This window comes from Leifsonia shinshuensis, from assembly GCF_022606355.1.
GTDB lineage: Bacteria > Actinomycetota > Actinomycetes > Actinomycetales > Microbacteriaceae > Leifsonia > Leifsonia shinshuensis_B.
The window spans coordinates 405314-419055 of the sequence record NZ_JAHHZQ010000004.1; the positions used below are offsets into that span (position 1 = coordinate 405314).

Here is a 13742-nt window from a genome sequence, read left to right on the forward strand (position 1 = left end):
GGGGTATTCCGACTGTGACCAGAGAATTCCAGGGAAAGATCGAACTCGACGTGCGGGACTCGGTGTCCGATTGGGACGCGTTCCTCCCGCCGACGGCGCCGGAGGGCTCGCCGAACGTCCTCCTGGTGCTCTACGACGACACCGGCCAGGCGGCCTGGTCGCCCTATGGCGGGCGCATCCAGATGCCGACGATGGAGCGGCTGGCGGCGAACGGCCTGACCTACACGCAGTGGCACACGACGGCGCTGTGCTCACCGACCAGGTCGACGCTCCTCACCGGGCGCAACCACCACTCGAACGGCTTCGCGACGATCTCGGAGTCGTCGACCGGTTTTCCCGGCTACAACTCGCACATCCCGGCGAGCAACGTGCCGATGGCGAGCCTGTTGCGCGACGCCGGCTGGGCCACCTTCTGGGTCGGCAAGAACCACAACGTCCCGATCGACGAGTGGACGGCGGGCGCCAGCAAGAAGAGCTGGCCGCTGGCGCAGGGCTTCGACCGCTTCTACGGCTTCATCGGCGGCGAGACCAACAACTGGTATCCATCGCTGGCGGAGGACAACCACTACATCGACCAGCCGTACCTGCCCGAGCAGGGCTACCACCTGTCGAAGGATCTCGCCGACCAGGCCCTGAAGATGCTGCGCGACGTCAAGCAGACGGAGCCGGACAAGCCCTGGTACTTATGGTTCTGCCCGGGAGCGAATCACGCCCCGCACCACGCGCCGCAGGAGTACATCGACAAGTACAAGGGCGTGTTCGACGACGGCTACGAGGCATACCGGGAGTGGGTGCTCCCGCGGATGATCGAGAAGGGCCTCCTGCCGGAGGGCACCGAGCTGACCGAGCTCAACCCGATGCCGCCAGGGACGTTCTCAGAGACGGACGCAGTGCGTCCGTGGGCCGAGCTCAACGCCGAGGAGCGCGCGATGTTCAGCCGGATGGCCGAGGTCTACGCCGGATTCTCGGAGTACACGGACGCTCAGGTCGGTCGCATCGTCGACTACCTGGAGGAGTCCGGCCAGCTCGACAACACGCTCATCATCTACTGCGCCGACAACGGGGCCTCCGGCGAGGGCAGCCCGAACGGCTCGGTCAACGAGGGCAAGATCTTCGGAGGCTACCCCGACGACGTGCAGGAGAACCTGCGCATGGTCGACAAGCTCGGCTCGCCGGACACGTACAACCACTACCCGACGGGGTGGGCGGCCGCGTTCTCGACCCCGTACCGGATGTTCAAGCGGTACGTCTACCAGGGCGGCGTCTGCGACCCGCTGGTGATCTCCTGGCCGAAGGGCATCCGGGCCAGGGGCGAGGTGCGCAACCAGTACCACCACTCGACCGACATCGTCGCGACGATCCTCGACGTGTGCGGCGTCGAGCTGCCGGCGACCTACAACGGCGTCGAACAGCGCCCGCTGGACGGCGTCCCGATGACGTACAGCTTCGACGCTCCCGCCGACGGCGCCACGACGAAGGAGACGCAGTACTTCGAGATGTTCGGCAACCGGGGCATCTGGCACGACGGCTGGAAGGCGGTGACCGAGCACGGGCCGGTGAGCGGCAGAGGCGACTTCGCGAGCGACACGTGGCAGCTGTTCCACACGGAGGTCGACCGATCGGAGGCGCACGACCTCGCGGCCGAACACCCCGACAAGGTGGAGGAGCTGAAGGCACTGTGGCTGGCCGAGGCGAAGCGGAACGACGTGCTGCCGCTCAACGACCTCCAGATCATCGGCAACCCGAAGGACTTCGAGACGTTCATGTCGATGGAGTTCAAGGTCCCGGTACCGCCGAGCGGCCAGTACACGTACTACCCGGGCACCAGTGAGATCCCGGAGCGGTCGGCCGCGAACACCCACGGCGTGTCGTACAAGGTCCTCGCCGAGGTGGAGACGACGGCCGACACCGAGGGGGTGATCTTCGCGCACGGCTCGCGGTTCGGGGGTCACAGCCTCTTCGTCAAGGACGGGCAGGTGCACTACGTCTACAACTTCCTCGGCATCCCGCCGGAGAACGTGGTGTCGGCCCCGGTGCCGGCTCCCGGAGCGCACGTCCTCGGCGTCTCCTTCACGAAGGAACGGACGGGGCAGTACCGGGAGGCGATCGGTCCGCTCGCCCTCTACATCGACGACGAGAAGGTCGCCGAGCAGGAGATCCACACGGTGCTCGGCCACTTCTCGTTGTGTGGCGAAGGGCTCTGCATCGGCTACGACTCCGGCGACGCGGTGTCGAAGCTGTACGAGGGGTCGCGGTTCGAGTACTCCGGCGGCGAGATCGTCAAGGTCGTCTTCGACATCGCGGACGACGCCTACGTGGATGTGGAGGCGCACCTGGCCGCCGCGATGTCACGAGACTAGGGCGATGACCACCGCGCCTGCGACCGCCCGGCGGTCGTGGCTGCTGCCCACTCTGGCGGGCTACCGCCGGCAGTGGCTCGGCCGCGACATCCTGGCCGGCATCTCGGCGGGTGCGGTGGTCGTGCCGCAGGCGATGGCGTACGCGACCATCGCGAACCTGCCGGTGGAGGCCGGGCTCTACACAGCGACGGTGCCGATGGCCGTGTACGCGTTCCTCGGCGGTTCCCGCGCGATGAGCGTGTCGACGACCTCCACCATCGCCACGCTCACCGCGACCACGTTCGTCTCGGCGGGCGTGGTGGCGAACTCGCACGCCATCCCGCGCGACCTGGTGACCCTCACCCTGCTGGTCGGCGTCGCGCTGCTGCTGGCCCGGCTGCTGCGGCTCGGGACGCTGGTGGAGATCATCAACAAGCCGACGCTGCTGGGCATCCAGATCGGGGTCGGCGCCACGGTGGCGGTCGGGCAGCTGCCGAAGCTGCTGGGGGAGACCGATGCGCCGACGGGCAACGGGTTCATCCACAGCGTCAACGCTGTCATCGCGGCCGTCCCGCACGCCAACCCGGTGACCACCGTGCTGTCGGCCGTCTCGATCGCCGCGCTGTTCCTGTTCAAGCGCTTCCTGCCCCGGGTGCCAGGGCCGTTGATCGTCGTGGCGGCAGGCATCCTGCTGGTCGCCTTCGGCGGCCTCCGTCCGGCCGGCGTCGAGCTCATCACCCCGGTCGCGCAGGCGTTCCCCGTGCCGGTGCTGCCGAGTCTCGACCACGTCTTCCAGCTCGTCCCCGGCGCGCTCGCGATCGCGGTGATGGCCTTCCTCGAGTCCGCAGCCGTGGCGCGCGGCATCCGCGAGCTGGACGACCCCCGCATCGACAGCAACCGGGAGCTGTTCGCGACCGCGATGGCGAACCTGCTCGGCGGCTGGTTCCAGACTCTGCCCGCCGCCGGCGGCTTCTCGCAGAGCGCCGTGAACAAGGCGGCGGGGGCGCGCTCGCAACTGGCGGCGCTGGTCACGGTGGTGCTCGCGCTCCTGATCGGGCTCTTTCTCGGACCGGTGATCAGCCTGCTGCCGCAGGCGACCCTGGCCTCCCTCGTGTTCGTGGCCGTGTTCGGGCTGATCGACGTGAAGGACCTCGTGCTGCTCTGGCGGATCAGCAGGCGCGACTTCGCCGTCTGCCTGGCGACGACCGTCATCGGGCTGACCGCCGGCCTGCTCGCCGCCGTCGCGGTCGGAGTGCTGTTCACGCTGGTGCTGCTGCTCGCCGCCCTCAACAAGCCGCGGGTCCGGGTGGACGAGACCGCGGGAGGCCGCATGGCGGTCAGCCTGCTCGGACCGCTCTACACCGCCAATGTGCTCGCCACCGAGCAGACCATCCTCGACGCGGTCGACGCGGAGCGTGCGACGGGCGAGGTCACCGAGCTGACCCTCGACTGCTCCACGATGCAGGACATCTCGATCACCGTCATCCTCGCCCTCCAGAACCTCGACCAGGAGCTCGCCGGGCGCGGCGTACGACTCCGCGTGCGCGGCCTCCCCTCCGCCGCGCACGCGGTCGCCGCCCGCACGAAGTGGTTCCAGGGGCTGCAGGCGGAGGGGCGCGTCGGCTAGCCGCGTCCGCTCAGCCGTCACCCCAGGCGAGCACGCCCGTGGCGACCTGCCAGGCCTCGCCCCGGTCGTAGCGCTCGATCACGAGCCGCTGCAGCGCGGTCGGGTGCTCCAGGTGCGGCAGGCGGGTGCGGTCGCGTTCGCGGAACAGGAAGTAGAGTGCCTCGGTCGCTGCGTCGACGGGCTCGCCCACGAGTGTGTAACGCTCCGCGAACCGGACGAGGTTGGTGTCGGCGGGCAGCGACCGCGCGAGGAAGGGATCCAGCAGCCAGCTCTCGCACACGCCCGCGACGATCCTGCGGTCGGGGAAGACCGTTCCGAAGAATTCGCGCGCCCGTCGGATGCTCTCGTCGACCTGGTCCGGGCTGAGCGGCCCGGACTCGGGGATGTGCATGCCCACGACCCAGTCACCTGGGGCGATCCCGCCGGGCAAGGCGGACACGCTGCCCGCCGGCACCGCGAGCTGCGTGCGCTGGAGGGCGAAGGTGAGCCGGCCGATGCCGAAGAGCATGCCGACGTAGTGCGGGATGAGCCAGGTCCACGTCTCCAGTCCGAACCCGCCGTGGCGGAGCCGGTGGATGCCCGTGTTCCGCCCCACGTCCGCAAGTGTCGATCCGGTGACCTCGGCCGGCACGCCGAGCCCTTCGTGGTGAGCGATCAGCCGGGGGGTCAGCTCGACATAGGCGCGGAGCCAGGCGAGCGGCGGGATGCCGAGGTGGTCGAGCCGCGCCTCCTCGAAGGTGCCGAGGAAGGGGAGGATCGCTTTCTCGGCGAGGCGGGCGGCCTCCGCGACGGCAGGGTCGGTGAGGAGCCGCTCGACGTCGCGGCGATCGGCGTCATCGAACCCGAGCAGGTCGAGCGTGTCCGTGTCGGCGGTGTTCGTGCTCATCGCAGGGCCCCGTTCGTGGCGCCGGCCACGAAGAAGCGCTGGAAGACGATGTACAGCACGATGAGCGGAGCCGCGATCATCAGTGTCGCGGCGGCCAGCAACGCCCACTGGTTGTTGCCGTTCTGGCCGTAGAACGAGAGCAGGCCCTGCGCGACCGTCTGCAGCTGCGGCGACGACAGATAGATGGTCGGCCCGATGATGTCGTTCCAGACGCCGATCGCCTGCAGGATGAAGACGGTCGTGAGCACCGGTCGGCACAGCGGGAGGACGAACGACCAGATGTAACGGAAGTAGCCGCAGCCGTCCATCGCGGCCGCTTCGTCGAGCTCACGGGGGAGCGTCCGCAGGTAGCCGACGATGAGGAGCGGCCCGATGCCGAGCCCGGCCGTCGAGATCAGGATGAAGCCGATGCGCGTGTCGTAGAGGCCGAGCTGCAGCATGAGCTGGAACTGCGAGACGATCGAGTTGGGCAGGAAGAGCGCGAGGGCGAAGAGCACTCCGACCGTGCGGGAGAACCGTACGTATCCGCGGGCCACCGGGAACGCGATCAGCACCGAGAGGATGACGGCGATCCCCGCGGAGACCACCGCGTAGACGAGGCTGTTGACGATCAGGTTGCCGAAGCCGCCGCGCGACCACGCGTCGACGAAGTTCTGCAGTGCGACTCCGTGCGCGACCGCGCCCGGGTCGCGCACGAACTCGTCAGGGCGCTTGAACGCGGTGTTCACGAGGAACAGCAGCGGGAACACGTAGATGAGGACGACGCCGACGACGATCAGGTAGGTGAGCCCGCGCATGCCGGCCAGGCGGGCCCGGGCGGCAGTCAGCGGCGCCGTCCGGCGGCGGGGAGCGCCCGACCGGGCGATGACGCGCCGCGCCGAGGATTCGGATGTCACAGTTGCGTCTCCTGTCTGCGGAGGAACCAGAGGGCGATGAGCGAGATGATCGCGGTGAGCACGAACTGCACCATGGAGATCGCCGACGCGTAGCCCTGCTCCGACGAGCCGCCGAATCCCAGCGCGAAGATCTGCATGGCCAGCACGGAGGTCGAGGGGCGCGAACCCGTCAGGACGTAGATGATCTGGTAGGTCTGCAGCGACCCGATGATCGAGATGAGCACGTTCACGGTCGTCGCCGGCGCGATGAGGGGGACGGTGATGCGCCGGAACCGCTGGAAGGCGTTCGCGCCGTCGACGGTCGCCGCCTCGTACAACTCGGCCGGGATCGCCATGAGGCCGGCGTGATAGATCATCATCGAGTAGCCGAGCGACATCCAGATCTGGACGAAGATGACGATCCCGAGGGCGAGGTTCGGGTCGCCGAGGAACGCCGAGCTCTGGCCGAAGAGCGCCCAGATGCTGGCGGCCGGGCCGCCGGTCGGGTTGAAGAACAGCGACCAGATCAGGCCGGTCACCGTCACGCCGAGCACGACCGGCATGAAGATGATCGCCCGGAAGAAGGCGGCGCCCTTGATCTTGTTGTTCAGCAGCACCGCCGTGCCGAGCGCCAGCGCGTTGAGGACGACGGTGACGCAGAACGCGAAGACGAGGGTGCGCCACAGCACGCCGAGGTTGGCCGACGCCTCGCCCGAGGCGAAGAAGCGCGTGTAGTTCTTGAAGCCGACCCAGTTCCATCCGATCCCCGGGATGCCGGAGACGTCCGTGAACGAGAAGAGGACGACGGTCACGGCCGGCACGAGAGAGAACAGCCCGAAGAGCACCAGGCCGGGCGCCATCCCGAACCACGGAGCTGCTCTGCCCCGGCCGGAGGCGGCGAACGGATTGCGCAGGGGCGCGGCGGTTCGGCGCCGCGCCCCTGTCTTCGTGCGGCCGGAGACCGCAGCGCTGTCGAGGATCACTTGGGGAGGCCGCCCTGCCACGCCGACTGCATCTGCTTGGTGAGGCTCACCATGTCCGACTCGGTTCCGAGCGGGGCGATGTAGTCGTAGGCGAAGGGGGTCGCCACGATGGGGCCGGCGCTGACATTCGTGTGGAACACCTGGTCCCAGGCCGGAACGAAACCAGACTTCGGAAGGTAAAGGTTCAGAGCCGTCAGATCGGCAGGCAGCTTCAGATCGCTCTGGGCCGGACCGAAGCCGGAGCCGGCGATGAAGTCGGTGTAGACGTCCTTCGACGCGTAGAGCGCCAGCCACTCCTTGGCGAGCTTCTGGTTCTTCGACGACTTCGGGATCGCGAGACTGAACTCCAGTTTGGAGGCCAGGTACTTGTTGTCGGATGCCGTGTCGGAGCCCGGCATCGGGAAGTATCCGAACTGGAACTTCGGGTCGGCGGTGGTGATCGCCGGGATCTCCCACGAGCCGTCGGGGAGCATCGCGGCCTCGCCCTTGACGAAGCGGGACGGGACGGAGGCGTAGTCGATGCCCGTCCAGTTCGGGAGCGTGTTGTCGTAGACGGTCTGCACCCGCTTCATCAGGGTGAGCGAGGTGCTGCCGGCGAGGTCCGCCTTCCCCGTCCACAGGTCCTTGTCGAGCTGGACCGTGTCGGGATAGAGCGACTGCACCATCGCGAAGGTCGGGAGCACGGCCGGCCAGAGGTCTTTGCCGCCCATGATGAAGGGGCTCACGCCGTGCTGCTTGAGCACGTCGATGGTGTGCAGCATCTCGTCCCAGGTGGTCGGGACCGAGAGCCCGTACTGCTGGAACATGGCCTTGTTGTAGAACACGCCCGTCTCGTGGCTGACGCCCGTCGGCACGGCGTACTGCTTGCCCTTGTACGCGAACTGGTCGAGCACGCCGCTCGAGAAGTTCTTCATGAAGGGCTCGTCGGTGAGGTCGACCCAGGCTCCGGCCGCGAGCCCCTGCACCCAGGAGCTCTCCTTCTGCCCGACCACCCACTTCGGCAGGAGCGAGGTGCCGCCCTGAGACGACCCCTCGGTGATGTCGACGTCCTTGGCGGTGAGCCTGGTGTTCTTCACCGTGTCGAAGTCGGTGCCGATCGCGGTGCTGAACTGCACCTTCACGCCGGGGTGCTCCTTCTCGAAGCGCGCGTTGATCTTCTTGAACTCGGCGTCGGTCGGAGCGTTGCTGTGCACGAGGATCTTGAGCACGCCGCTGTCGCCGCCTGTGTCCCCTCCGCCCAGATAGCTGCAGCCGGCGGTGAGCACGGCGAGGGATGCGGCGACGGCGACCGCGACGAAGCGGACGGTGCGTCTCGGGGACCGGATCATGGAATCTCCTTCGATTCCGAGCTGCTGTGCTCGGTCTATGGGGGACACCCGAGGGTGCGCGACCGGAGCCGTGCTCTCTCGGGCGGAGAGTGCTGTCATTCTGTAATGGTCTAGACCCCTGTGTCAAGACTGGAGCGCAGATCGACTCCGCGAAGGCCGGTTCCCGGGTCGCAGGAGCCCCTCGGGATGGGGCCCGATGGGCGCGCGGTCGCCGGTGGAGCAGACCTCTCAGTGCACGAAGCGCTTGACCGTCTGCCGGATGTCGTACCGGTCGCCGCGGTAGACGGAGACCGCGCGCTCGATGGGGCGGCGCTGCGCGTCGAAGCCCAGCCGCTCGATCACCAGGGCCGCGCTGAAGGGAGGCACGCCCAGGGCCTGCGCCTGCTGCTCGTCGAGGACGATCGTGCGGATCACCTGTTCCGCCTCGCTGAGGACGATTCCGTAGGTGTCGCTGAGCACGGCGTAGAGCGAGCCCGTGAGGTCGAGGTCCTCGATCCCGGGCACCCGGCGTGCGGGCAGGTCCACCTCCTCGAGGCAGATCGGGATCCCGTTGCCCATCCGCACGCGCTCGATGTGGACCACCTTCTCGGCGGGGCTGAGCCCCAGCTCGGCGCCGACGCTGTTGCCTGCGGCCCGCGTGGTCGCCGAGATGACCCGCGAGGACGGGATCAGGCCGCGCGCGGCCATCTCCTCCGAGAAGCCCAGGAACTCGGCGCGCTTGGAGATCCGGGGGTCGGCGACGAACGTGCCGGCACCCTGGCGGCGCACGACATGGCCGGACTCCACGAGGCTCGAGACCGCCTGCCGGAAGGTCACCCTGCTCACCCCGAACCGGGCGGCGAGCACGCGCTCGGGCGGCAGCTGCTCGCCCACCGGCATCGTCGCGATCATGTCGAGCAGATGGCGGCGGACCTGCTGGTGCTTGACGCTGTCGGCGTCGAGGACGACGCGGTCGCCGGCCTCGTCTCCTGAGGCGGGAGGTGCTGGTGTCATCACGGGCCCGACGCTACCATCCCGGGTGCTGCGCGAGGGTCGATTTCGCCGGAAGGTCGAGACCAGCCCGACGGGTGGCCTCCGTGGCTCGACCTGCTGCGGCGTTCCCCTTTGACACGCTCGGGCAGTGCCTCTAGTGTGACCTATAGGTATGGACCATTAAGGGAGAGGCATCCATGACGGAGCGCATCGTGCTCGCGCTCGACGGCGGGCAGTCGGGGACGCTCGCCGTCGTCGGGACGACGTCCGGACGGATCCTCGGCGTCGGTGCGGGCGGCCCCATCCGCCACCATGACGAGGCGGACGCCGAGACGGTCGCGCGGGACAGCGTCACTTCTGCTCTCGACGCCGCCTACGGCGAGGCGGGCCTCGTCGCCGCGGCCGACGCCTGCTGCCTGTCGATGACCGGCTCCTCCGGTTTCGTCGAGGCCGTCGTCGCCGAGCGTGTGCACCCCGGACGGATGGACGTGCTCGCCAGCGATGCGATCGCCGCCCTCGCCGCAGGAACCGGTCGCGCCGTCGGAGTCGTCGTCATCGCCGGCACCGGGAGCGTCGCCTATGCCGCGTCAGCGGACGGCTCCGCCATCGACCGCGGCGGGTGGGGCTGGTTCATGGGCGACGAGGGGAGTGGATTCTGGATCGCCGTGCAGGCCCTCCGCGCAGCCGCCCTCGGTTTCGACGGCGTCGGTCCGGCCACCGAGCTCTCCGAGCTGCTCCCCGCGGCCCTCGGCTTCGACACGCTGCGCGAGGTGTACAACGCGGTCACGGGCGGGGCTGTCGACCGGTCGCGGATTGCGGCGCTCGCGCGCCCGGTGCTGGAGCTGTCGCGCGCGGGAGACCCGGTCGCCGGCCGCATCGTCGCCGAAGCCGCGGAGGCGCTCGAGCGGCTCGTGCTCGGCACGGTATCCGCTGCACCCTGGCTCGCCGACCATGAGCGCTCCGTCGTCTTCGGCGGCGGTGTGCTGAGCCCGGCGAGTCCCGTCGCCGTCGCGCTCGCCTCCCGTCTCGCGCACTCGCTGCCCGGCTTCGCGGTCGTCCCGTCGGACCTCCCGCCCGCGGCGGGCGCATACTTCCTCGCCCTGCACTCGTGCGGCGTCGACGTCGACGCCGCGATGCTCGCCTCGGTGAGCGAGCAGTTCCGCTCGCGCGCGATCCAGACGGGCAAGAACTCACCCCATCATGACAATCCCGCCACGAAGGAGTCCTGACATGGACACTGCATCCACCGCCCGAAGCCGGGAGGCGCTCGTCGACGACCTGATCGGCACCGTCATCATCTCGTGCCAGGCCGGTCCGGAGAGCCCGCTGAACGAGCCGCGGATCATCGCCGCCCTCGCGGCGAGCGCCGAGCTCGGAGGCGCGGCCGGCTTCCGCGTCGACACGCCGGAGAACATCCGGGCCGTCCGGCAGGTGTCCGCCAAGCCGATCCTCGGGATCAACAAGGTCTATCGCGGCGGTTCGGACGTCTTCATCACCCCGACGCTCGCGGACGCCCTCGCGATCGTCGAGGCTGGCGCCGATGTCGTCGCCATCGACGGCACCGTGCGGCCCCGCCCCGGTGGCGAGACGTTCGCCGACATCGTGACGGCGCTGCACGCCAGGGGCGTTCCCGTGATGGCGGACATCGCGACCCCCGAGGACGCCGAGGCGGCGGCGGCCGCCGGCGCCGACATCGTCGCGACCACCCTCGCGGGCTACACGGCAGAGACCGAGTGGCTCAGCAAGGACGAGCCGGCCTGGGAACTCCTGGCCGCCATCCGCGACCTCCCGGTGCCGGTTTTCGTGGAGGGCAGGATCTGGACGAGGGAGCACGCCGTCCTCGCGCTGGACCGGGGCGCCTCCAGCGTCATCATCGGCTCCGCCGTGACCGTCCCCCAGTTCATCACGCAGCGTTTCGTCGCTGCTCTGGAGTCGCGCACGGCCGAGGTCGCCCGGTGAGCGCCGCCGACCGCTACTTCGCCGAGCTCCAGGAGCGCTTCGCCGGTCTCGCCGAGCGTCAGAAGCCGGCCATCCGCGAAGCGGGGGAGCTCGGGACGCGCGCGCTCCTCGAGCGCCGGCCACTGCACATCCATGACACCGGCCACCTGGTGAATCACGAGTTGATCGCACGCACGGGCGGCCTCGCCGCCTTCACCGCGCTCACCTTCGGTGCGACGGTCGAGCGGGAGAACGAGTGGATCGCCGAGACGCGAGGCGCAGCGGGGTCGGCGGAGGACAGCGCACGCGCCCTGGTGGACTGGCTCTTCCTGCAGGGCACTGTCGTCGAGGGAGACGTGCTGTTCCTGAGCTCCGTCTCCGGCACGAACGTGCTGGTCGTCGAGCTCGCCCGGCAGGCGCGCCGCCGCGGAGTCTCGGTGATCGCCCTCACCGGCGCGGAGTTCTCCGCCGGACTCGCGGCGCAGCACTCCTCCGGGACCCGGCTGTTCGAGAACGCCGACGTCGTGCTCGACGAGGAAGTGCCGCGCGGTGACGCGTTCCTGACCGTCGCCGGCCTCGAGAGCGCCGTCGTCCCCTGGTCGGGGATCTCCGCCGCCGCCCTGATGTGGGCCGTGACCGCCCAGATCGTCGAGGGCTGCGTGCGGGCGGGCCTCCCGCCGACCGTCTACACGAGCGTCAACCTCCCCGGCGGCCCGGAGGCCTATGCCCGCACCCGGGCGGACTACCGAGAGCTGGGCCGGTGAGCGACGACGGGGTGGCGCCCGCCTACAGCGGCTACCTGACCACCGTCCAAGAGCTGATCGGGCGGGCGATGGACGACCACACGGAGGTCGCGGTCGCCACCGTCGCACGCATCGCGGCCGACCGGATCTCGGACGGGCGGGTGCTCTACGTCTTCGGGGCGAGCCACGCCGGGCTGCTCGTGCAGGACCTCTTCTATCGCGCGGGCGGCCTCGTTCCCGTCCAGCCCATCCTGCCGCGCGCCCTGATGCTCGATCACAAGCCGGTCACCGACACGTCCGTGCTCGAGCGGAGCCCCGGAGTCGCCAGCACGTTCCTCGAGGACTCCACGCTCGGCGACGGGGATCTGCTGCTCGTCGTCTCGGTCTCCGGCCGCAACGCCGTGCCCGTGGAGATGTGCCTGCAGGCGCAGCGCCGGGGCGCGACGGTCGTGGCCCTGACCGCGCTGGCCTATTCGGCGTCGGTCACCGGGAGGGAGGTGCCGCGGCTCTTCGAAGTCGCCGACCACGTCATCGACCTGCCCGCGAGCGTCGGCGACGCGATCGTCTCGCTCGGCGACGACCTCCCGCGGGTCGGTCCGGTATCGTCAGCCGTCGGGTCGGCGATGCTGCACGGCCTCATGGTCGAGATCGCGAGCGAGCTGCTGCGGAGGGGCATCCGGCCTCCGGTGTTCGCGAGCGCGAACCTCGACAGCTCCGCGGAATGGAACGCGGCCCAGATCGCAGCCTGGCAGGACCGCCTCGACTATCTGTAGCCGCCGAGCGGTCCCGGCGCGCTCGAGGCGCGACCGCGCCGGGTCGCACGGAGACGGGGTGGGAGCCGATCGGCTCCCACCCCGTTCGTGTGCCGTGCGCGATCAGTGCAGGCCGACCTCGATGAACCAGCCCGCCTCGTTGTCGTACCACTCACCGCACGGCGTGACGCCGCAGGTGGTCGGATAGGTCCAGCCGCCGGAGAGGAACCGGCTGCGCAGGTTCGTGACGTACGTCGTCGCGTGCGCCGAGTCACCCATCAGCTGGGCGACCCGGGCGACGGACGTCCACGAGTAGTTGTCGGGGACCGAGTTGTACCAGGTCGGGAACGAGGTCGTGAACTGCGTCCACCCTGCTGTGGCTTTGGCGCTGGTGGGCGACACCACGCCGTAGAGCGTCGGCCACAGCTGGGCGACTCCGTCGGCGTAGAACGTCGTGGTGTTGCTCGGGGTGGCGTAGGCCCAGTCCCAGCTGTTGTTCGTGGAGTTCCAGAGCTTGGACACGATCGCGTTCTTCGTGGTCGTCGCCCAGCTCTGGTAGTACGTCGACTGGCTCGTGCGGCCGAGGGTCTGCTCCAGGGCGGCGAAGTCGACGAGTCCCGAGTACACCTCAGCGTTGTCCATCGTGTACGCGACCGGATAGCTCGGCTTCGCGAGCGTGAGCCCGGAGTCGGGTCCGCTCGCGATCCGCACGCCGGTGGTGCCGCTGTAGGTGAGCAGGTTGGCGATCGCCTCGTAGGTGAGGATGTTCGCCGAGACGTACGACCGCAGCGATGCGTCCCCGCTCTGGTACGCCTTCAGCGCGAGGTTGAGCGTCGTCGACGCGTAGCTGTCGACCGAGTCGAAGTCGCCGGTCGGGGTGAGCGCTCCCGTCGTCGCGTTGTAGTCGTAATCGAACACGCTGTAGGCGGGGACGTTCGTCGACGCGGCGTTGAGGTGGGCCAGATACCACTTCATCCATTTGAGCGCCGCCGATCGGGAGGTGGCCGTGTTGGCGTCGATCAGGCCGATCGCCGCCACGTTGGCGAAGTAGGGCATGACGAGGCTGTTGGCTCCCACGATCGCGCCGCTCGGCAGCTGCTTCGACGTGATGAAGTTCACCTGCTCGGTGATCCAGCTTGACGGCACGACCGCCTGGGCCGAGGTGGCGGGGATGACGGCGGCCGCTGTGGCGGCGATCGCGACAGCGGCGGCGCCCCATCGCGTCCTCCGCTTCCGTTCGGTGCGGGTGTGCATTCGCATGAAGACCTCCTGACGAGTGGATGCGCGCGGTCGTGCGCG

At 69.3% G+C, this 13742-nt stretch carries 12 protein-coding genes; 6 read left to right on the forward strand and 6 right to left on the reverse strand.

Annotation, left to right across the window (positions count from 1 at the left end; translation table 11 throughout):
• Window positions 1-14 precede the first annotated feature (14 nt).
• Both KNO15_RS17275 and KNO15_RS17280 read left to right on the forward strand, forming a co-directional pair.
• Complete coding sequence (locus KNO15_RS17275) at window positions 15-2360, forward strand: arylsulfatase (RefSeq protein WP_241705043.1); 2346 nt, start codon at window positions 15-17, stop codon at window positions 2358-2360.
• 4 nt (window positions 2361-2364) lie between these two features.
• Window positions 2365-3966, forward strand: coding sequence for a SulP family inorganic anion transporter (locus tag KNO15_RS17280; RefSeq protein ID WP_241705044.1), 1602 nt, complete (start codon window positions 2365-2367; stop codon window positions 3964-3966).
• A 10-nt stretch (window positions 3967-3976) separates the two neighbouring features.
• Here the strand turns inward: KNO15_RS17280 and KNO15_RS17285 are convergent, their stop codons facing one another.
• The 5 genes from KNO15_RS17285 to KNO15_RS17305 all read right to left on the reverse strand — a co-directional run bounded on the left by KNO15_RS17285 (window position 3977) and on the right by KNO15_RS17305 (window position 9031).
• Complete coding sequence (locus KNO15_RS17285; RefSeq protein ID WP_241705045.1) at window positions 3977-4852, reverse strand: acyltransferase domain-containing protein; 876 nt, start codon at window positions 4850-4852, stop codon at window positions 3977-3979.
• Window positions 4849-5748, reverse strand: a complete 900-nt coding sequence (locus KNO15_RS17290) for a carbohydrate ABC transporter permease (protein WP_241705046.1) — start codon at window positions 5746-5748, stop codon at window positions 4849-4851. The genes KNO15_RS17285 and KNO15_RS17290 overlap by 4 nt, the downstream gene beginning before the upstream one ends.
• A complete protein-coding gene (locus tag KNO15_RS17295; protein WP_241705047.1) occupies window positions 5745-6710 on the reverse strand; it encodes a carbohydrate ABC transporter permease in 966 nt (321 codons plus the stop codon). Before KNO15_RS17295 ends, KNO15_RS17290 begins: the two co-directional genes overlap by 4 nt.
• Entirely contained in the window at window positions 6707-8038 is a 1332-nt protein-coding gene (locus KNO15_RS17300) for an ABC transporter substrate-binding protein (protein WP_241705048.1), read from the reverse strand. Before KNO15_RS17300 ends, KNO15_RS17295 begins: the two co-directional genes overlap by 4 nt.
• 228 nt (window positions 8039-8266) lie before the next feature.
• The gene (locus KNO15_RS17305; protein ID WP_241705312.1) at window positions 8267-9031 is read right to left on the reverse strand and encodes a GntR family transcriptional regulator; all 765 of its coding nucleotides are present in this window, start codon (window positions 9029-9031) and stop codon (window positions 8267-8269) included.
• Between the two features lie 176 nt (window positions 9032-9207).
• On the opposite strand from KNO15_RS17305, the gene KNO15_RS17310 reads away from it, so the two are divergent.
• The 4 genes from KNO15_RS17310 to KNO15_RS17325 are packed head-to-tail and all read left to right on the forward strand — an operon-like array spanning window position 9208 to window position 12464.
• Complete coding sequence (locus KNO15_RS17310; RefSeq protein WP_241705049.1) at window positions 9208-10239, forward strand: N-acetylglucosamine kinase; 1032 nt, start codon at window positions 9208-9210, stop codon at window positions 10237-10239.
• Window position 10240: 1 nt separating this feature from the next.
• Window positions 10241-10969 carry an N-acetylmannosamine-6-phosphate 2-epimerase gene (locus KNO15_RS17315; protein ID WP_241705050.1) on the forward strand — a complete coding sequence of 243 codons (729 nt, stop codon included), beginning with the start codon at window positions 10241-10243 and terminating at the stop codon, window positions 10967-10969.
• Window positions 10966-11712: a sugar isomerase domain-containing protein gene (locus KNO15_RS17320; RefSeq protein WP_241705051.1), complete on the forward strand. Its 747-nt coding sequence runs from the start codon at window positions 10966-10968 to the stop codon at window positions 11710-11712. Before KNO15_RS17315 ends, KNO15_RS17320 begins: the two co-directional genes overlap by 4 nt.
• On the forward strand, window positions 11709-12464 hold the full coding sequence (locus tag KNO15_RS17325) for a sugar isomerase domain-containing protein (protein WP_241705052.1): 756 nt from the start codon (window positions 11709-11711) through the stop codon (window positions 12462-12464). Before KNO15_RS17320 ends, KNO15_RS17325 begins: the two co-directional genes overlap by 4 nt.
• 102 nt (window positions 12465-12566) lie before the next feature.
• On the opposite strand, the gene KNO15_RS17330 is transcribed toward KNO15_RS17325, so the two are convergent.
• Window positions 12567-13703: a hypothetical protein gene (locus KNO15_RS17330; protein WP_241705053.1), complete on the reverse strand. Its 1137-nt coding sequence runs from the start codon at window positions 13701-13703 to the stop codon at window positions 12567-12569.
• Between the last annotated feature and the right edge of the window lie 39 nt (window positions 13704-13742).

Excerpts from the sequence above, each read along its gene's own strand:
- KNO15_RS17280 (WP_241705044.1), top strand. The coding sequence starts at position 2,365 with ATGACCACCGCGCCTGCGACCGCCCGGCGGTCGTGGCTGCTGCCCACT.
- KNO15_RS17285 (WP_241705045.1), bottom strand. The coding sequence starts at position 4,852 with ATGAGCACGAACACCGCCGACACGGACACGCTCGACCTGCTCGGGTTC.
- KNO15_RS17300 (WP_241705048.1), bottom strand. The coding sequence starts at position 8,038 with ATGATCCGGTCCCCGAGACGCACCGTCCGCTTCGTCGCGGTCGCCGTC.
- KNO15_RS17305 (WP_241705312.1), bottom strand. The coding sequence starts at position 9,031 with ATGACACCAGCACCTCCCGCCTCAGGAGACGAGGCCGGCGACCGCGTC.
- KNO15_RS17310 (WP_241705049.1), top strand. The coding sequence starts at position 9,208 with ATGACGGAGCGCATCGTGCTCGCGCTCGACGGCGGGCAGTCGGGGACG.
- KNO15_RS17315 (WP_241705050.1), top strand. The coding sequence starts at position 10,241 with ATGGACACTGCATCCACCGCCCGAAGCCGGGAGGCGCTCGTCGACGAC.
- KNO15_RS17330 (WP_241705053.1), bottom strand. The coding sequence starts at position 13,703 with ATGCGAATGCACACCCGCACCGAACGGAAGCGGAGGACGCGATGGGGC.